This window comes from Aurantiacibacter odishensis, from assembly GCF_003605195.1.
Taxonomy (GTDB): domain Bacteria; phylum Pseudomonadota; class Alphaproteobacteria; order Sphingomonadales; family Sphingomonadaceae; genus Alteraurantiacibacter; species Alteraurantiacibacter odishensis.
This window is the reverse complement of sequence record NZ_QYOS01000025.1, coordinates 35,488-53,317: the sequence shown is the minus strand read 5'-3', so window position 1 is coordinate 53,317 and position 17,830 is coordinate 35,488. Positions and strand designations below refer to the sequence as shown.

At 64.7% G+C, this 17,830-nt stretch carries 21 protein-coding genes and 1 tRNA gene; 11 read left to right on the top strand and 11 right to left on the bottom strand.

Features of this window, described 5'->3' with window-relative positions; all coding sequences use genetic code 11:
- Position 1 precedes the first annotated feature (1 nt).
- The 4 genes from D4Q51_RS16050 to coxB all read right to left on the bottom strand — a co-directional run bounded on the left by D4Q51_RS16050 (position 2) and on the right by coxB (position 3,958).
- On the bottom strand, positions 2 to 127 hold the full coding sequence (locus tag D4Q51_RS16050; protein ID WP_276309493.1) for a hypothetical protein: 126 nt from the start codon (positions 125 to 127) through the stop codon (positions 2 to 4).
- Positions 124 to 1,035 carry a heme o synthase gene (locus tag D4Q51_RS12065; RefSeq protein WP_120078028.1) on the bottom strand — a complete coding sequence of 304 codons (912 nt, stop codon included), beginning with the start codon at positions 1,033 to 1,035 and terminating at the stop codon, positions 124 to 126. The genes D4Q51_RS16050 and D4Q51_RS12065 overlap by 4 nt, the downstream gene beginning before the upstream one ends.
- Positions 1,036 to 1,112: 77 nt before the next feature.
- Positions 1,113 to 2,831: a cytochrome c oxidase subunit I gene (gene ctaD / locus D4Q51_RS12060; protein ID WP_120078027.1), complete on the bottom strand. Its 1,719-nt coding sequence runs from the start codon at positions 2,829 to 2,831 to the stop codon at positions 1,113 to 1,115.
- A 53-nt stretch (positions 2,832 to 2,884) separates the two neighbouring features.
- Complete coding sequence (coxB, locus tag D4Q51_RS12055) at positions 2,885 to 3,958, bottom strand: cytochrome c oxidase subunit II (protein WP_120078026.1); 1,074 nt, start codon at positions 3,956 to 3,958, stop codon at positions 2,885 to 2,887.
- A 182-nt stretch (positions 3,959 to 4,140) separates the two neighbouring features.
- Here coxB and pyrE point away from each other — a divergent pair, with 182 nt between their 5' ends.
- The 9 genes from pyrE to D4Q51_RS12010 all read left to right on the top strand — a co-directional run bounded on the left by pyrE (position 4,141) and on the right by D4Q51_RS12010 (position 11,050).
- Positions 4,141 to 4,719, top strand: a complete 579-nt coding sequence (gene pyrE, locus D4Q51_RS12050) for an orotate phosphoribosyltransferase (RefSeq protein ID WP_120078025.1) — start codon at positions 4,141 to 4,143, stop codon at positions 4,717 to 4,719.
- Positions 4,716 to 5,777, top strand: a complete 1,062-nt coding sequence (locus tag D4Q51_RS12045) for a serine hydrolase domain-containing protein (protein WP_120078024.1) — start codon at positions 4,716 to 4,718, stop codon at positions 5,775 to 5,777. The genes pyrE and D4Q51_RS12045 overlap by 4 nt, the downstream gene beginning before the upstream one ends.
- Positions 5,778 to 5,825: 48 nt before the next feature.
- Entirely contained in the window at positions 5,826 to 6,566 is a 741-nt protein-coding gene (locus D4Q51_RS12040) for a pyridoxine 5'-phosphate synthase (protein ID WP_120078023.1), read from the top strand.
- Between the two features lie 10 nt (positions 6,567 to 6,576).
- Positions 6,577 to 6,981: a holo-ACP synthase gene (gene acpS, locus D4Q51_RS12035; protein WP_120078022.1), complete on the top strand. Its 405-nt coding sequence runs from the start codon at positions 6,577 to 6,579 to the stop codon at positions 6,979 to 6,981.
- Positions 6,982 to 6,992: 11 nt separating this feature from the next.
- Complete coding sequence (gene lepB / locus D4Q51_RS12030) at positions 6,993 to 7,847, top strand: signal peptidase I (protein WP_120078021.1); 855 nt, start codon at positions 6,993 to 6,995, stop codon at positions 7,845 to 7,847.
- Between the two features lie 5 nt (positions 7,848 to 7,852).
- On the top strand, positions 7,853 to 9,004 hold the full coding sequence (locus D4Q51_RS12025) for an AI-2E family transporter (RefSeq protein WP_240624710.1): 1,152 nt from the start codon (positions 7,853 to 7,855) through the stop codon (positions 9,002 to 9,004).
- 28 nt (positions 9,005 to 9,032) lie between these two features.
- Positions 9,033 to 10,154, top strand: coding sequence for a DUF3089 domain-containing protein (locus tag D4Q51_RS12020; RefSeq protein ID WP_240624709.1), 1,122 nt, complete (start codon positions 9,033 to 9,035; stop codon positions 10,152 to 10,154).
- Entirely contained in the window at positions 10,130 to 10,627 is a 498-nt protein-coding gene (ruvX, locus tag D4Q51_RS12015; protein ID WP_120078020.1) for a Holliday junction resolvase RuvX, read from the top strand. Before D4Q51_RS12020 ends, ruvX begins: the two co-directional genes overlap by 25 nt.
- 108 nt (positions 10,628 to 10,735) lie before the next feature.
- The gene (locus D4Q51_RS12010) at positions 10,736 to 11,050 is read left to right on the top strand and encodes a hypothetical protein (RefSeq protein ID WP_120078019.1); all 315 of its coding nucleotides are present in this window, start codon (positions 10,736 to 10,738) and stop codon (positions 11,048 to 11,050) included.
- Positions 11,051 to 11,149: 99 nt separating this feature from the next.
- On the opposite strand, the gene D4Q51_RS12005 is transcribed toward D4Q51_RS12010, so the two are convergent.
- From D4Q51_RS12005 to argH, 7 genes are all read right to left on the bottom strand, one after another.
- The gene (locus D4Q51_RS12005) at positions 11,150 to 12,049 is read right to left on the bottom strand and encodes a transposase (RefSeq protein WP_120078018.1); all 900 of its coding nucleotides are present in this window, start codon (positions 12,047 to 12,049) and stop codon (positions 11,150 to 11,152) included.
- Entirely contained in the window at positions 12,037 to 13,005 is a 969-nt protein-coding gene (locus tag D4Q51_RS12000; protein WP_120078017.1) for a hypothetical protein, read from the bottom strand. The genes D4Q51_RS12005 and D4Q51_RS12000 overlap by 13 nt, the downstream gene beginning before the upstream one ends.
- Positions 13,006 to 13,016: 11 nt before the next feature.
- Positions 13,017 to 13,172 (bottom strand): hypothetical protein, encoded by a 156-nt coding sequence (locus D4Q51_RS15770; RefSeq protein ID WP_162925312.1) that lies wholly within the window; start codon positions 13,170 to 13,172, stop codon positions 13,017 to 13,019.
- Between the two features lie 106 nt (positions 13,173 to 13,278).
- Positions 13,279 to 14,058 carry a precorrin-2 dehydrogenase/sirohydrochlorin ferrochelatase family protein gene (locus D4Q51_RS11995; protein WP_120078016.1) on the bottom strand — a complete coding sequence of 260 codons (780 nt, stop codon included), beginning with the start codon at positions 14,056 to 14,058 and terminating at the stop codon, positions 13,279 to 13,281.
- Positions 14,058 to 15,338: a diaminopimelate decarboxylase gene (gene lysA / locus D4Q51_RS11990; RefSeq protein ID WP_120078015.1), complete on the bottom strand. Its 1,281-nt coding sequence runs from the start codon at positions 15,336 to 15,338 to the stop codon at positions 14,058 to 14,060. Before lysA ends, D4Q51_RS11995 begins: the two co-directional genes overlap by 1 nt.
- 15 nt (positions 15,339 to 15,353) lie before the next feature.
- Positions 15,354 to 15,593 (bottom strand): hypothetical protein, encoded by a 240-nt coding sequence (locus D4Q51_RS11985; RefSeq protein WP_120078014.1) that lies wholly within the window; start codon positions 15,591 to 15,593, stop codon positions 15,354 to 15,356.
- Complete coding sequence (argH, locus tag D4Q51_RS11980; protein WP_120078726.1) at positions 15,590 to 16,966, bottom strand: argininosuccinate lyase; 1,377 nt, start codon at positions 16,964 to 16,966, stop codon at positions 15,590 to 15,592. The genes D4Q51_RS11985 and argH overlap by 4 nt, the downstream gene beginning before the upstream one ends.
- Before the next feature lie 19 nt (positions 16,967 to 16,985).
- On the opposite strand from argH, the gene D4Q51_RS11975 reads away from it, so the two are divergent.
- Both D4Q51_RS11975 and D4Q51_RS11970 read left to right on the top strand, forming a co-directional pair.
- Positions 16,986 to 17,591, top strand: coding sequence for a TlpA family protein disulfide reductase (locus tag D4Q51_RS11975; protein ID WP_240624708.1), 606 nt, complete (start codon positions 16,986 to 16,988; stop codon positions 17,589 to 17,591).
- A gap of 133 nt (positions 17,592 to 17,724) precedes the next feature.
- Positions 17,725 to 17,800: transfer RNA gene (locus D4Q51_RS11970), tRNA-Val, on the top strand.
- The last annotated feature ends 30 nt before the right edge of the window (positions 17,801 to 17,830 follow it).

The window sequence follows — 17,830 nt, the reverse complement described above, 5'->3', positions numbered from 1 at the left end:
GTCAGTCACTCATCTGAACGATTGTGATCATGTAGAACAACACCACGAAGCCGGCCAGGATCAGGCCGACCACGAGATTGCGCTGCTTGCGGCGGCGCTCGAATTCCTTCTTCTCTTCGGGCGTCATGCGAGGATCACCCGGTCTACGACCAATGCACCGAACAGCGCGAACAGGTAGAGGATGGAATAGGCGAACAGCCGCTTCTCGGGACGCATCGTGTCGCCGTCGACACTGGTGCGCAGGCCCACCGGAACGGACAGGGCGAGGAAGGCCCCGGAAAGGGCGATGGCGGACAGGCCATAGGCGGCCCCGGTCCCGCCGATCATCCACGGAGTGACGCTGAGCGGCAGCAGCAGCGCCGAATAGGCGAGGATCTGGCGGCGGGTCGTCCGCTCCCCGCGAGCGACCGGCATCATCGGGATACCGGCTTCGGCGTAGTCAATCTTCACCCACAGCGCGAGGGCCCAGAAGTGCGGTGGGGTCCACATGAAGATGATAGCGAACAGCAGCAGCGGCATCGCCGTGATCTCGTTCGTTACCGCGATCCAGCCGATCAGCGGCGGGAAGGCCCCGGCAGCCCCGCCGATGACGATGTTCTGCGGTGTGCTGGGCTTCAGCCACATGGTGTAGATCACCACGTAAAAGAAGATGCTGAACGCCAGCACGGCAGCGGACAGCCAGTTCACCGCCAGCCCCATGATGACGACCGAGGTGCCTGAGAGGAGGATGCCGAAATCGCGCGCGTCCTCGCGGCGCAGCTTGGCCAGCGGCAGCGGGCGGCGCGCGGTGCGCTTCATCTTGGCGTCAATATCGGCTTCCCACCACTGGTTCAGGGCACCTGCCCCGCCGGCGGCGAGCGTGATGCACAGGATGGCGGTAAAACCGATCACCGGGTGGATGGTGCCGGGCGCTGCCAGCATGCCGCACAGCGCGGTGAAGACGACGAGGCGCATCACCTTCGGCTTCGTCAGCGCGAAGAAGTCACGCCAGTCGGCGGGAAGCTGTGTCGCTATGGGTGCTGCGGTTGTGGTCACGTTATCTATCTCAAGCGAAGGGGGCGCCCCGTCTCCGGCGCGCCCCCTCCCGTTTTTCGTCAGGCGAGGAGCGCCGATCAGGCGGTCGCCGGTTTTTCACTGATGTGATCGTCGTGGCTGTGGTGGTCCTCGATCACGGGCAGCGTTTCGAACTGGTGGAACGGCGGCGGGCTGGAAAGGCTCCATTCCAGCGTGGTCGCACCTTCGCCCCAGTAGTTGGCTTCCGGCTTCTTGCCGAAGAAGATCGCGTAGGCGATATTCACGAAGAAGATCACGATCGACACGGCCATGATCATATAGCCGATGGTGGCGATCTCGTTCCAGTAGGCGAAGGCGGCAGTGTAATCCGGGTAGCGACGCGCCATGCCCTGGAGGCCCAGGAAGTGCATCGGGAAGAAGATCACGTTCACGCCGACGAAGAACACCCAGAAGTGCAGGTGCGCCAGGAACTCGGAGTGCCAGCGGCCGAACATCTTCGGGAACCAGTAGTACCAGCCCGCGAACATCGAGGTAACGGCACCCAGCGACAGCACGTAGTGGAAGTGCGCCACCACGTAATAGGTGTCGTGCAGGTTGTCGTCCACGCCGCCGTTGGCCAGCACGACGCCGGTCACGCCGCCTACGGTGAACAGGAAGATGAAGCCCATGGCCCAGACCATCGGCGACTTGAACTCCAGCGAGCCGCCCCACATCGTGGCGATCCAGCTGAAGATCTTGATGCCGGTCGGCACCGCGATGACCATGGTGGCGGCAGTGAAGTACATCTTCGTGTTCACGTCGAGGCCGACGGTATACATGTGGTGCGCCCACACGATGAAGCCGACCACACCGATGGCGACCATGGCATAGGCCATGCCAAGGTAACCGAACACCGGCTTCTTGGAGAAGGTGGCCACGATCTGCGAGATCATGCCGAAGCCCGGCAGGATCATGATGTAGACTTCGGGGTGGCCGAAGAACCAGAACAGGTGCTGGTAGAGAACGGGATCACCACCGCCCGACGGATCGAAGAAGGTGGTGCCGAAGTTGCGGTCCGTCAGCAGCATGGTGATGGCGGCGGCAAGCACCGGCAGCGCCAGCAGCAGCAGGAATGCAGTGACCAGAACCGACCATACGAACAGCGGCATCTTGTGCAGGGTCATGCCCGGTGCGCGCATGTTGAAGATGGTGGTGATGAAGTTGGTCGCGCCAAGGATCGAGCCCGCACCGGCAAGGTGCAGCGAGAAGATCGCGAAGTCGACAGCCGGACCGACCGAGCCGGAGGTGGAGAGCGGCGCATAGACCGTCCAGCCAACGCCGGCGCCCATGCCGATGCCGCCAGGCACGAACATGGAGAACAGCAGCGACAGGAAGCCTGCCACGGTCAGCCAGAACGAGATGTTGTTCATGCGCGGGAAGGCCATGTCCGGCGCGCCGATCATCAGCGGCACGAACCAGTTGCCGAAACCGCCGATCATGGCGGGCATGACCATGAAGAACACCATGATCAGGCCGTGCGCGGTGATCAGCACGTTCCACATGTGGCCCTGCTGATCGAAGCTGGAGCCATCGCCGCCCAGCATGTCGACGAACATGCCCATGTACTGCAGGCCGGGAGCCGCCAGTTCGGCGCGCATCGCGCCGGAAATGGCACCGCCGATCACACCCGCGATAATCGCGAAGATGAGGTACAGCGTGCCGATGTCCTTGTGGTTGGTCGACATGAACCAGCGAGCGAAGAAACCCGGCTTGTGATCGGCATGATCGTGGGCGTGGTCTTCGTGGTGGGCGTCGAAACCTTCAGCGGTGGTGGCCATTTCTATGGAACCTTGTCTGCTATAATCGTCAGTTAAATCAAATACGAGAGAGCTTACGCGGCCTCGGCGGCAGCTTCGGCTTCCTCGGCAGCTTCGGTGTCACCGGCTTCGGCGGCATCCTCTGCGGACTGGGCGTCCTGCGCGGCAGGCGCGGCATTCTGCGCCTCGATCTGCGCGCGGGTCATGCCGCCGGGCTGCGTCTGCACCCAGGCATTGAACTCTTCCAGCGGGCGCGCCTCGATGGCGATCGGCATGTAACCATGACGGGCACCGCAAAGCTCCATGCACTGGCCGTAGTAGATGCCCGGCTCGTTGATGGTCAGCATCTTTTCATTGATGCGACCCGGTACGGCGTCCAGCTTGAACCAAAGCGACGGCACGCCGAACGAGTGGATCACGTCGGCACCGAAGGTCTGGATGCGCAGCGGCACGCCGACCGGCACGACCATGCGATTGTCCACCGCCAGCTGGTGCGGTTCGCCAGCTTCCAGCGCGGCTTCTTCGCTCAGCATGTTGGAAATGACTTCGAAGCCGCCGTTGTCGACGTATTCGTAACCCCAGTACCACTGGTAGCCATTGGTCTTGATCGTGATCGCGTCTTCGGGCGGCGACTGGTACTGGCGGGCCAGCAGGGTGATCGACGGCACCGCGATGACGACCAGGATCAGGACCGGAATAACGGTCCAGATCACTTCGATGAGAGTATTGTGGCTGGTCTTGGAAGGGACAGTGTTGGTGCGCTTGTTGTACTTCAGAACGACCCACAGCAGCAGCGCGAGAACGAACAGGCTAATCACGGTGATGATCGGCATCAGGATAGCATCGTGCATCCACAGCGCATATTCGCCGTTATCGGTGAACTGCGGCTGGAAAGTCATCGAACCGAGCAGGTCCTCATCGGAGCCTACCGGCTGACCCTTGATCATTTCGGGGCCGTAATATTCGAAAGCCGGAGCTTCGGCCGCCGATTCCTCGACAACGACAGCATCCGGATCGACGGCGCCTTCCTGCGCCATCGCACCAAACGGCAAAGCAGCCATTGCGAAGGCTGCCAGCACGAAAAGTGCGAGGAAGTTTAGTTTCTTGCGGGCGAATGCGCCGAAATTCATGGTTTCAATGCTTTCCATTTTTCGTCCCGGGCACGAATGCCCCCAGACCCCGACAGGGGCCGCCAACGCCGCGCCTATACGCGCGCTTGCCCCATGCCTCAAGCGCAACTAGGGACTTTTTTCCCAGACGCCTATCCGGACCTTGGTCCAAGGGTGCCCGATTACTTGCGATTGCCGAAGCGAAAGGACTGGCCAGCACCATGACACAGGACGAGGTCCTCGACGAATTCCGCGCCAGCGGTGCCTTGCTGGAAGGGCATTTCAAGCTGTCCAGCGGGCGGCACAGCGGCCACTACCTGCAATGCGCGCGGGTGCTGATGAACCCGCACCGCGCCGCGAGACTGGCCGAGGCGCTGGGAGAAAAGATCCCCGGCGAGATCCTCGATTCGCTCGATGCCGTGGTCAGTCCGGCGATGGGCGGCATCATCATCGGCCACGAAATGGGCCGCGCGCTCAATCTCGATTCCATGTTCCTCGAACGCCCCGATGGCGAGTTCCACCTGCGCCGCGGCTTTGCGCTGGAACCGGGCGCGAAGGTGCTGATGGTGGAAGACGTGGTCACCACCGGCCTTTCCAGCCGCGAGGCGATTGCCGCCGTGGCCCGCGAGGGGGGCGAAGTGCTGGCCGAAGTGGCGCTGGTCGACCGTTCGAACGGATCGGTCGACCTTGGCGTGCCGTTCTTCCCTCTGATCGATATCGACTTTCCCACCTATGCGGAAGACGAAGTGCCCGCTGACCTCGCCGCCCTGCCCATCACCAAACCGGGGAGCCGGAAGTGACTCTCGCCGCGCGGCTTCTTGCAGGAGCGCTCGGCTGCGCGATCCTTGGCGGTTGCGCGACACCGGGCGATCCCTTCGCCAAGCAGGATGCGGACCTGCGCGGCTATGCCAGGCTGCTGGAGAGCGGCTTCACCGGCGATGTCGCCTTCGCGGTGCCCGGCAAGCCCGACACCATATATTACGGCGACAGCTCGTCCGAGGAAGCCGCGACCCGCACGATCGAGGGCTGGCCCTGGGCGTCCGTCACCAAGCAGGTGATCGCCGTGCTGGTGATGCGCGAAGTGGAGGACGGGCGGTTTTCACTGGGGAGCGATGTCGGCACATGGATTCGCCCGCTGCGCGGCCGCGATATCTCGGTCGAAGACCTGCTGCGCCACCGCAGCGACCTGCCCAATCCGGACGATACGGCACCGGGCGCAGACGGTTTCCCGTCCTTCTACGCCGACGAGGACGATCCCCTTGCCTACTGCACGGGCGAAGGAGAGGTCCCCGCAGATGGCAGATGGGCCTACAACAATTGCGACTACATCGTGCTCGGCGCCGTGCTGGAAGCGGCCACCGGCACCAGTCTCGACCTGCTGCTGGCGCAGGGGATCGGACTGGATGCAGGCTGGATCAACACCAGTTTCCAGGAGTCAGGCAGCGAGCGGGCTTTCGCGTCGCGCACCGATGCCGAGGCGCAGCGCATCGCCGGTTACGGTGCATCGGGCGCGCTGGTAGGACCGCTGGACGATATCCTCGCGTTCGATCAGGCGCTGATGAGCGGTCGGCTGCTGAGCGACAGCGCACTGGCGCGGCTGTGGCAGAGCGATCCTGCATCGGGCTCGATGGCGCTGGGCCAGTGGGTGTTCGAGGCTTCTCTCGATGGGTGCGACGCGCCCGTTCGCATCGTCGAGCGGCGTGGGGCCATCGGCAAGTACCAGACCCGCAACATCATCCTGCCCGATCGCGGCATCGCCGTGGCGCTTGCCACCGATCAGGGCGATTTCGAATTCGGCGAAGTATGGACCGGCAGCGGCGTTATGCACGATGTGCTGGCCGAAGTGGCCTGCAGATAGAAGGGCAACTGGAATTGCCCGTCCGGTTCGACTAGAGGCGCTGCCACCATGACCAAGCAACTTCGCCTCGGCGTCAACATCGACCACGTCGCCACCATCCGCAACGCGCGCGGCGGGGACCATCCCGACCCGGTGCGCGCGGCGGAAATCGTGGCGGCCTGCGGCGGCGACGGCATCACCGCGCACCTGCGCGAGGACCGCCGCCACATCCGCGACGAGGACTTGCGCCGCATCCAGGATGCGACCGACCTGCCGCTCAACCTGGAAATGGCCGCAACCGAGGAAATGCTCGCCATCGCGCTTGCCCACAAGCCGCACGCCGCCTGCATCGTGCCCGAAAAGCGGGAGGAGCGCACGACCGAGGGCGGCCTCGATGCGGCGGGCCTGCACAACCAGCTCGCGCCGATCGTGTCGCGCCTGCAGGATGCCGGCATCCGCGTCTCGCTGTTCATCGAGGCATCGGAGCGCCAGCTCGACGCCGCCCTGCGGCTGGGCGCGCCGGTGGTGGAATTCCACACCGGCGAATATGCCCATGCCGGTCTGGACGGCGATTCCGGCAGGGTCGAGAAGGAACTGAAGCGCATCGCCGACATGGCCGCGCTTGCCGCCAAGAACGGCATCGAACCGCACGCGGGCCACGGACTCACTTACGAGAACGTGCAGCCCATCGCCGCCATCCCGCAACTGGCGGAGCTCAACATCGGCCACTACCTGATCGGCGAGGCAATCTTCTGCGGGCTGGAGCCTGCCGTACTGAAGATGCGCGAACTGATGGATCACGCACGATGAGGGACGCACGATGATCATCGGTCTCGGTTCCGACCTGTGCAACATCGAGCGCATCCAGAACTCGCTCGACCGCTGGGGCGAGCGGTTCAAGCAGCGCAGCTTCACCGACGTGGAGAACGCCAAGGCCGCGCGCCGTCCGCATACGCAGGCGGGCACCTATGCCAAGCGGTTCGCCGCCAAGGAGGCCTTCAGCAAGGCCGTTGGCACCGGCTTCAAGCGCGGCGTCTACATGAAGGACATCGGCGTGGTGAATGCGCCCTCTGGTGCGCCCACCCTCGCCCTCACCGGCGGCGCGGCAGCCCGGCTGGAGGAAATGACACCGCCCGGTCACACCGTTTCCATTCATGTCACCCTCACTGACGATCATCCATGGGCACAGGCCTTCGTGATCATCGAAGCCCATCCGAAAGCCTGATTGCCACCCGCATGAGCGACAAGAAGCCGAAGAAGCCGAAGAAGCCGATCAACTGGTTTGCCGAAGTGCGCGGCCTTGCGCTGATGCTGCTTGCCGTTCTCGCCTTCCACACCTTCGTAGCAAAGCCGTTCTACATCCCCAGCGCCAGCATGGTGCCCAACCTGCTGGTGGGGGATCGGCTGGTGGTGAGCAAGTATCCCTACGGCTGGAGCTGGGTCTCCACCAGTTTCCACCTTGCCCCGCGCGGTGACTGGCGCATTGCGCCCGCCACGCCCGAATACGGCGACATCGTCATCGCCGTGCCTCCCTACCGCGCCGAGGATTACATCAAGCGCGTCGTCGCCCTGCCCGGTGATACCATCGCGCTGGTCGACGGGCAGATCATTCTCAACGGCGAACCCGTAGCGCAGGAGATGGAACCGCCCGTACGGCTGCCGGTGGAGAACGACAACATCTGCGGCTACGGCACAGAGTGCCTTTCGGTCTTCGCGCCCTACCTCGTCACGCTGGAGGACGGCACGCAGGTCTACGAGCCGCCCACCTACCGGGAAACACTTCCCAACGGGGCGAGTTACCTGATCATCGATCACATGGACCAGGCGCTCGACGACATGGCCGAAATCACTGTTCCCGACGGGCACGTGTTCCTGATGGGCGACAACCGCGATCATTCGGCAGACAGCCGCGCGCCGGTGTTCGCCAGCGGCCTTGGCGGCCCCGTGCCGCTGGAAGACGTGGGCGGGCGCGCCGAATTCATCACCTTCTCGCTCGACGGGCAGGCCACGTGGAACCCGATAACATGGTTCCAGGCCTTGCGCGGCGGCCGCGCGTGGACCAGTCTGCGCCCTGAAATCAGGGGAGAATAGGCGCCGTGGGCGAATCAGCCGGACCGAACGACGACGGTGCGATGGGCGCGAGCCCTACGCGCATATCCTCTCCGGAACTGCGGTTCGAGGCTTGGCGCGCACTGACCTGGACCACGGTCGTCGGCCTTGTGGTGCTGGCGGTTTACATCTCGCAGAGCCTGCTGGTGATCTTCGGCGCCATGGTGTTCGCCACGCTGGTGGATGGCGGGGCGCGGCTGCTCGGGCGCTGGCTGCCCATCGGGCGCCCCTGGCGGATCGCGCTGGTGCTGCTCGCAGCGGTCGGTTTCCTCGCGTGGCTTTCGATGTTCGCCGGGGCGCAGATTTCCGAACAGGCCGCCGAATTCCCCACCATCGTTGAGGAGCAGGCGCGCTCGATCTTCAGCTGGATGCGCGAGCAGGGCTTCCAGATCAGCATGGATACCGTGCAGGCTATGGCCAGCCAGGCCGCCAGCGGTTTCGGCACCGTCACCCGCGCGCTCACCGGCCTGCTGGGCGGACTGACCACGCTGCTGCTGATCGTCATCATCGGCATCTATGTCGCTGCCGAACCGCGCCTTTACGAGCGCGGCGTTGCCTGGATGCTGCCCAAGGGGCGGCGCGACCAGTTTTATCACACCGCCAGCCAGATGGGTTACACCATGCGCCGCCTGCTGTTCGGCAGGCTGGTGGGCATGGTGTTCGAGGGGTGCTTCACCTACGTCGCGCTGCTGGGATACGGGCTGGTCACGGGAGAGCAGATCCCGATGGCGGCGCTGCTGGCCATTCTCACCGGCCTTCTTGCCTTCATTCCCAACGTCGGTGCGATTATCTCCGGCGGACTGATGGTGCTGGTCGGCTTTTCCGGCGGCGCGCAAATGGGCATCTACACCATCGTCGTCTACCTCGCCGTGCAGAATATCGACGGCTACTTCGTCATCCCCATGATCGCCCGCAAGACGGTGGACCTGGCGCCCGCGCTGGTGCTGGCCATGCAGCTCATCATGGGTATCCTGTTCGGCATTCTCGGCCTGCTGCTCGCCGACCCTCTGCTCGCCATGATCAAGGTCGCACTGGAAGAGCGCGCCCGCGCAAAGGACGAAGAGGACGGAAGCCTGCTGGACGAGAACGCGCGGCAGACAGCCGATCACACCCTCACCCCGGAGAACGACCCTGCGTAAGTTCCTCTACATTGTCGCCTTCCTGATCGTGCTGGCCATTGCCGTGCTGTTCGTGCTGCGCCTCTATGCCGAGGAGCTGACCGAGATGGCGCTGGTGCCCGACGTCGAGTTCACCGAGCAGGACCCGCTGGAGGCGAACGCCTACCAGGATCCGGCCATGTGGTTCAGCCGTCCCGGCAAGGGCGTGAACGATCCCGCCCGCTGGCAACCCGCCTTCAGCGAAGAACTCTCGTCCCGCGGCGCGCTCGAAGAACGCGAAGATGCGAAGGAAACGCCTGACTTCGCTGTTTTCTTCGTCCACCCTACCAGCTTCCTCGAAAACGATGCATGGAACGCCCCGCTCGACCACGAGGATTCGCAGAACCGCGCCCGCCTGATGGTGCGCGGCATGGCCAGCGCCTTCAACCGCGCAAGCGAAGTCTGGGTGCCGCGCTACCGGCAGGCGACCTACGGTGCCTTCCTCACCGATTCCCCCGAGGCCGGCCGCGCGCTGGACGCTGCCTATGCCGATATCGAGCAGGCGTTCGATTTCTTCGTCGATTCGGTGCCAGAAGGCACGCCCATCGTGCTCGCCGGGCACAGCCAGGGCGGCTACCACGTCGTGCGCCTGCTGACAGACAAGCTGAAGGGCACGCCGCTGATGGACCGGGTGGCCGTCGCCTACCCCATCGGCATGCCGATCTCGATGGAAACGGACCTGCCCGCGCTCGGCCTGCCTGCCTGTGCCAGCGGGCAGCAGGCGGGCTGCGTTGCGAGCTGGGCCAGTTTTGCCGAGCCTGCCGATCCCGGCCAGTACCTGCGGCTTTACAACGAAACCCCCGGCATCGACGGCGAGAGCCGCTCGGACACGCCAATCGTGTGCTTCAACCCGCTGACGGGCACTCTCAACGGCAGCGCCGATGCGGAGCGCAATCTGGGCACGCTGGTGCCCGATGGCGACCTGTCGAACGGAGAGCTGTTGGCAGGCGCGGTGCCCGCGCGGTGCGACCCGCAAAGCGGAATCCTGCTGATTGGCGATCCGCCCGAGCTTGGCCAGTACGTGCTGCCGGGCAACAACTATCACGTCTACGACATCCCTCTGTTCTGGCGGAACCTCCAGGCAGACGTCGTCAACCGGGTGCGTGCATGGCAGCCAGCCCAGGCCTCGTAACCGAAGACGCCGCAGAGTTCCGCAGCGCGCTGCCGCTGGGCGGCGTTCTGCTGGGGCTGGACCTTGGCACCAAGACCATCGGCACGGCGATCTGCGATGCCGGGTGGGCCTTCGCCACGGCGGGCAAGACCCTGTCCAAGGGCAAATTCACCCGCGACCGCGCAGCCTTGCAGGAGCTGTGCGAAACACGCTCCGCGGCAGGCATCGTCATCGGCCTGCCGCTCAACATGGATGGCAGCGCCGGTCCCCGCGCGCAGGCCAGCCGCGCCTTTGCGCGCAACCTCGCGAGCGCACAGAACGGCCTTGGCCTGCCGGTACTGCTGTGGGACGAGCGCTGGTCCACCACGGCGGCGGAGCGTGACATGATCGCGCAGGACACCAGCCGTCGTAAACGCGCCGAACGCATCGACAGCCACGCCGCCGCCGTCATCCTGCAAGGCGCGATTGACCGTCTCGCAGGTGGAATTCTCTAGCTGTCAGCCATTTGCAGGACAGGCAGAACCGGTAGCCCCAAGGCCGAGAGCGGACATTCTGCTAACGACCCGCTTGCCGACGGTGCTTCGGCCTGACAACAAGGCGTCATGAGCACCCCCGAGGAACCTGATTGGATCGTTGCCAAACGCAAGAGTGATCGCCGTTTTCGGAACACGGCATTGGGAGTTTGGCTTGCTTGTTTCCCGGTCGCCCTGATCATGATGTTTGCTTCTCGGTTTCAATACGAGGCAGCAATGATGATTGCCGCGGCCATTTTCCTAATCACTGGCCTTGCCTGCATTTTTGTGCGTCGTGGGGCCAAGAAGGGTTCGCTAGCGCGTTCGTTCAGCAACACTCTCGCAGTGTTGAGCCTTGCGGCTTGCACTGTGACCTTGGTCGCCGGAATGGCGCGTGCAGCCTGAAAGAGACATCCGCTTCCCACCCCAGTCTCAGTCATTCCGCATTGCCCGCGCCAGTCCAGATAACGGTCGCATGCTCCGCCCAGACCTCGCTTTAGGGACCTAACCCTGCTCTAGCGCCCTTCTCCTGCGTATTGCCTCCTGAGCGACTAGACGGCTGCCGCTGTCTTCAGCGCGACGCCACAGGTCATCGCGCTCCTTGAGGTCGAGAATGCCGGCCTGCGCTTCCAATGCCACGAGCCGCATGCGGTCACTCGGGTGGGCGCGGGCGAGACGGTCAGCAAGGTCGAGCGCATCCTCGCTCCCCAGCCCTACGGCCACGCGCAGAAAGGTCTCGTTCCCGCCCGGACTGATGACGCCCGCGATCTCGTCCTTCTCCACGTCGAAGCGGTATTGATCGAGCAGCCCCTGCGCGCCGCTGGCGTGCATGATGTTGATCGACACCGAGAGGCTTTCGGGCGGCAGTTGCGAATGGACGTCGAGGTGCGCGCGGTAATGCATCAGCTTGCCGGGATCGAGCGTGGAGCGTTCGACGAAGCGCAGCCCGGCCTTTTCGCCGATGGCGCCTGCCACCTTGTCGTAATCGTATTCGTAGTAGTCGCTTGAATAGCCGGGGCCGAAATAGCCGACGGTGAGGAAATCGAAATTGTGATCGTGCGGCAATTCGTAGCTGAAGGCCGATGATCCGCTGGCGCGGAACATGTGCTCGTCCGCGCTCGGCCAGAAATTTGCGCGCATGTAGTATTCGCGGCCCAGCGGCGACAGCATGACCACCTGCGGACCATAGCTGCTGGCATCCTCCGCCACGTCGACGCCCGCTTTCAGTTCCTCCAGCATCATGTCGCCGAGGAAACTGCGGTTGTTGGCAAGGCGTCGCAGCCATTTCGCGCCGTGGAGCAGGCTCTCTTCCTCGAATGGCCGGAAGCCTTCCGCCTCCAGCGCATCGATGCATTCGCCAAGGTCGCAGGCTGCACTGTCTTCGTATTGGATCACGCGGGGCATTGTTCGGCCTCCAGTTCGGCAAGCATGGGATAGGTTTCGAGCAATCGCGCCCGCAGCGCGCCCGCTTCGCGTGCCAGCGGATCGTCCTTGCGGCGGGCCACGGTGTTGAGGGCGCAGAATCCCGTCGCCGTGTCTAGAGCCAGCGCCTCTCGCAAGGCTTGCCAGCGCATCGACACATCTCCCTCTTCAAGCGCGACGCGCGCCATGGCGGGGACGGCGTCGGTGCGGCCCATCCGGCCAAGCAAGGCGATGGTCGCCTCGCGCCGACTGGTGCCGATGCGCCCGGCGCTCTGGTGCATCAGATTGCCGCTGGCCGCATCGTATTCACGGCCCGGCTGCGGATCGGCAGCGGTGCGCAGCAGGCGCAGCACGACGAACCGGCTCTGCACCTCGTCCACCACGAGTGTCTCACTGGCGAGATCGAGAGCGAGGCGATGACCGGCACGCAGGACCAGCGACTCCTGCGAGAATCCCGCGGTGGTGCCGTCGCGCCGCGCCATGCGGACGATCCGTGCATCGGCCGCTCCGCCCAGCACGGCATCGAAGCGCACAGCGTCACAGAACATGTATCCCGGATGGATCATCGTGCCCGGCTCTTTTGCCTGCAACATCAGTTGCGCGCGACCTGAACTTGCAAGGAGTATGGAGGTGGAGGTGCCATCGAACCCCTGACGGAACGGCGGATGGCCGATGGGGTGCGCGGCCATGGCGCGGCAGTAATGGCGGCTCATCAGGTCCATCAGCCGCTCTGCTTCGCCGCTGCCCGTGAACATCGCCTCCAGCATCGGGCACGCTTCCAGCGGGGCTCCTGCGCCGAACGCACGCAGAGCGGACTGCAGGTCGGCGGCTCCCGGCTCCCTCGCCCAGGCCTCGCCCGCTGCAAGCATCGCTTCCTGGGCCTCGCGTTGCGGAGCGCGGTCGCTCCGCAACGCGGCGATGTCGGGATGAACCTGCATCGCCCCGGACCTCAGATCAGGCCGCTGCCGGGAGGGTTGGTGTCGTAGACGACCGTGGCGATCACGATGATCGTGTCGTCATGGCCGGGGGTACGGATGGAGCCGAACAGGCCCGTCAGGGTGTCGAGATCGGGCAGACTCGCCAGATCGATCTTGGGAAGCTTCATTGTAGTCTCCTGCAAACGAAACGGCACCGCGCCGTTCCTGCAGGAGGTGTGACGAGCAAATCTCGGCTCTTTAAGTTAAATGACTGTAATCCCTCGCAATCGCCAATCAGGCGCGTTCAAGGAACACCACGAGACCAACAGGCATCGGGCCATCGTAGGGCAGCGTCAAGCGCTCTGCGTCGGCTCTGGCGCGGTCCAGTACGGCGGCGGGGATGGCGGGGTCGGCAATCACCGCGTCGGCGCTGCCCAGCAACCGGGCCTGGCGAATGGTGAGGTCTTCGGGATCGTCGCTCGCCAGAGTGAAGTGATGCACCGCATTTGTCTGATGATCGCCAGCGCTTTCGAGCCAGTCTCCGACGCGCCCTGCCCCGCCTTCCGCCAGCGGATCGAGCGGGCCGCCTGCGCCCAGCGCCTCGTCCAGCGCGCGGCGGCGTTCGCCCATGTCGGGAAAGCGCTCCTTGATCGCGGCGCGCATGGCGGAAAGCTTCTGGGCCAGATCGCCAAGGTCGGATGGCAGCAGCTTTTCCAGCCTCAGGCGCAGCTGCTTAGCGAGGCCCGCCGACGCGCCGCTGGTGCCCACGGCAATCAGCACCGGATCGCGCTCCAGCAGGCTGGGCGTGGTGAAATCGCACAGGTCCGGGCGGTCCACCACGTTCACCAGCAACCCGGCACAGCGCAGGCGAATGGCGTCACCCTCGCACATCTTCTCGTCGTCGTGAGCAACGAAGGCCAGCCGCGCGCCTTCGTCGATGCCTTCCTGCATGTCCGCCACCACGCGGCCGCCGGCACGTTCGACCAGCCGCCGCTTGGGTTCGGCCATGGCCCCCTCCCCCAGCACGATCACCGGCTGTCCGGCAATGCGGTGGAAGAGGGGCAGCGAGCGCATCAGTCGAGCAGGAAGTCCGGCACGCGTTCCGCGTCCATGATGGCATCGGCTGGGATACGGTCCGCCACCACGGCGAACTGTTCGCCATCCACCAGCACTTCGGGCACGAACCCGCGCGAGTTGTAGCTGCTTGCCATGGTCGCGCCATAGGCTCCGGCGGTGCGGAACACCGCCAGCTCGCCCGATTGCAAGGCGTCAATCTCGCGGTCGGTGGCGAAGGTGTCGCCCGTCTCGCAAATCGGGCCCACGATGTTGGCCATCATCTTGTCGCCAACGGGCACGACGGCATCGAAATCATGCCACGCACCATACATGGCCGGGCGGGCGAGATCGTTCATGGCGGCATCGACGATCACGAACGGCGGACCGTTACCGCCGCGCTTCACGCGCACCACGCGGGTCAGGAGCACACCGGCGTTGCCCGCGATCACGCGGCCCGGCTCGAACGTCAGGTGAACGTCCCAACCTTCTGTCGCGCGGGCCACCATCGCGCCGTATTCGGCAGGGCTGGGCGGGTTCTCGCTGGCCTTGTACGGCACGCCCAGTCCGCCGCCGAGATCGACGTGGGTGATCGTGTGGCCATCGGCCCGCAGGTCCGCCACCAGCTTGCCGACCTTGGCAAAGGCCGTTTCCAGCGGTTCGAGATCGAGCAACTGGCTGCCAATGTGCACCGCCACGCCGCGCAGGTTGAGGCCCGGCAGGTTAGCGAGCTCACCGAACACCTCGCGGGCGCGGACCAGCGGGATGCCGAACTTGTTCTCGGCACGGCCGGTGGAGATCTTCTCGTGCGTCTTCGCGTCGACATCGGGATTGATGCGCAAGGTCGCCTGCGCTTCAAGCCCCTGGCTCGCCGCGAGTTCGGCAAGCTCGCGGCCTTCCTCGGAGGATTCGATGTTGAACTGGCCGATCTTCTTCTCGAGGCCCAGTTGCAGCTCGGTGCGCGTCTTGCCGACGCCGGAGAACACGATCTTGTCCGCCGGGATCCCCGCCGTCAGCGCGCGCACCAGTTCACCGCCCGAAACGACATCGGCGCCGAAGCCTTCGCGGCTCAGCACTTTCAGCACGGCGACGTTGGGATTGGATTTTACCGCGAAAGCAACCAGCGGCTCCTTGCCGGATGCCTTTGCCACCGGCTCCAGCCCCTCGCGGAAAACGCGCGCGTGGCGCTCGAGTGTGGCGCGCGAATAGACATAGACGGGCGTGCCCACTTCTTCCGCGATGCGTGAAAGGGGCACGTCCTCGGCGTGAAGTTCGCCGTTTCTGAGTTGAAAATGATCCACTTTACGTAATTCCTGTCAGCTCTCGGGCGGGAGGTCGAACGGATCGTCCTCGCGCTCCTCGCTCTCCCGCCGCAATTCAACGCTGCGTTCGGGCGCAGCCTGCGGGTCGAGCGTGAGCAATTCCTCGGCATCGAGTGGTTCCTGCGCCCCGTATGGCGCGGGCGGCAGGGTCTCGCCTGCCGCAGGCTCGAGATCGGCGGTCTGGGCGCAGGCCGCCAGTGCCAGCAGGGGAAGGACCAGGAGAGCGCGCCTCATGCATCCATCCCCAGCGCTTCGCGGGCCTGCGCCACGCGTTTTCGCACTTCGTCCGGAGCCGTGCCGCCGTGGCTCTTGCGCGCGGCAACCGATGCCTCGACCGAGAGCGCCTCGTAGACACGCTCGTCGATGCGGCTGTCGATATCCGTCAATTCGTCCATGGTCAGTTCGTCCAGCGCCTTGCCCTGGCTTTCGGCCAGCTTCACCGCCGCGCCGGTGATGTGGTGCGCCTCGCGGAAGGGAATGTCCGCCTCGCGCACCAGCCAGTCGGCAAGATCGGTGGCAGTAGCATAGCCCAGTTCCGCCGCCTGTCGCATCCGGTCCGTGCGGAACGTGGCATCGGCCACCATGCCGACCATCGCCGCGATGGAAAGGCGCAGCAGGCTGGCAGCTTCGAACACCGGCGGTTTGTCGTCCTGCATGTCCTTCGAATAGGCAAGCGGCAGACCTTTCATGGTCACCATCAGCGCCGTCTGGCAGCCGACGATGCGCCCGGCATGACCGCGCACGAGTTCCGCCGCGTCGGGGTTCTTCTTCTGCGGCATGATGGAGGAGCCGGTGGAAAGCGTATCGGGCATCCGAACGAAGCCGAAGGGCTGGCTGGCCCAGATCACGAATTCCTCTGCCAGCCGCGACAGGTGCAGCGCGCACTGGCTGGCCGCGGTCAGGTAATCAAGGGCAAAGTCACGGTCCGATACCGAATCTAGGCTGTTGGCCGTCGGCCCAGCAAAGCCCAGCGCCTGCGCCGTCATCTCACGGTCGATCGGAAAGCCGGTTCCGGCCAGCGCTGCGCTACCCAGCGGGCAAAGGTTCATGCGTTCACGCGCGTCCCTGAACCGGCTGACATCCCGCGCGGCCATCTCGTAATAGGCCATCAAGTGATGACCCAACGTCACCGGTTGCGCGGTCTGCAGGTGGGTGAAGCCAGGCATGATCGATTCGGCGTGCTCGCCAGCGCGAGTGACAAGAGCGCGTTGCAGAGCCTCCAGCCCGGCAATCGCCTCGTCCATCGCTTCGCGCACCCACAGGCGGAAATCGGTTGCCACCTGGTCGTTGCGACTGCGCGCGGTGTGCAGTCGTCCCGCCGGCGCGCCGATAAGTTCGGCGAGGCGGGACTCGGTGGTCATGTGGATGTCCTCGAGGTCCCAGTCCTCGGGCACGCCGTCGGCTTCGTACTCGGCCGCAACCTGTTCCAGCCCGTCAATAATCGTCTCGGCATCCTCGTCCGTCACGATGTCGCAGGCCGCCAGCATGGCGACATGCGCCTTGCTTGCCGCTATATCCTGTCGCCACAAAGCCTTGTCGAACGGGATCGACGCATTGATCTCGCGCATTATGGCAGAGGGGCCTTCGGCAAACCGCCCGCCCCACATTGCATTGGAGGATGTATCCTTGGCCAAGTCGCGCCTGTTCCTGATCTGCCTTGCCGCCGGTGCGGCCATGTCTCTTGGCGCGTGCGATAACGGGGCGGAGGATGCGGCGCAAGAAAACGTGACCGCGCCGCAGCCAAGCGAAACTATCGAACTGACCGGCAAGCTCGACCGCAGCTTCGCCGGAGAGGCCATTCCTGAAGTGACTGTCGTCGATCCGGCGGGAGAGGAACTGGTGCTGTCGGAAGTGGGAGAGCCGGTGCTGCTGAACCTGTGGGCGACGTGGTGCGCGCCGTGCGTGGTGGAAATGCCGCTGCTCGACGAACTCGCCGCCGATCTGGAAGGCCGGGTTCGCGTGCTGACGGTGAGCGAGGACATGCGCGGAGCCGAAGTGGTGGAGCCCTTCTTCGAAGCGCGCGACCTGCCGAACCTGCCGCAGTGGCTGGACCCGGACAACGAACTGGCCTTCACCTTCGGTGGCGGCCCGGTGCTGCCGCTGACCGTGCTCTACGATGCCGAGGGCAACGAACTGTGGCGCGTGATCGGCGCATACGACTGGGGCAGCGAAGAGGCGCGTGCCGAAGTGCTGGACGCGCTGGCAGGGGCGGAACCCGCCAGCGATTCGTAAGCTTAGGCCACCACCGGCGGTCGGGAGCGACAATTTTGAGCGAAGGCGTCTTTCCCCCTTCCCACGCGGGCAAACCATGGGCTAAGGGGCGCGCGCTGCGAACGTAATGGTCGCAAGCTAAAAACTGGTGTTGGGGCGATTAGCTCAGTTGGTAGAGCATCTCGTTTACACCGAGAGGGTCGGCAGTTCGAGCCTGTCATCGCCCACCAGTTTTTGGAATTCGCCGGTCGGGCCAAGAC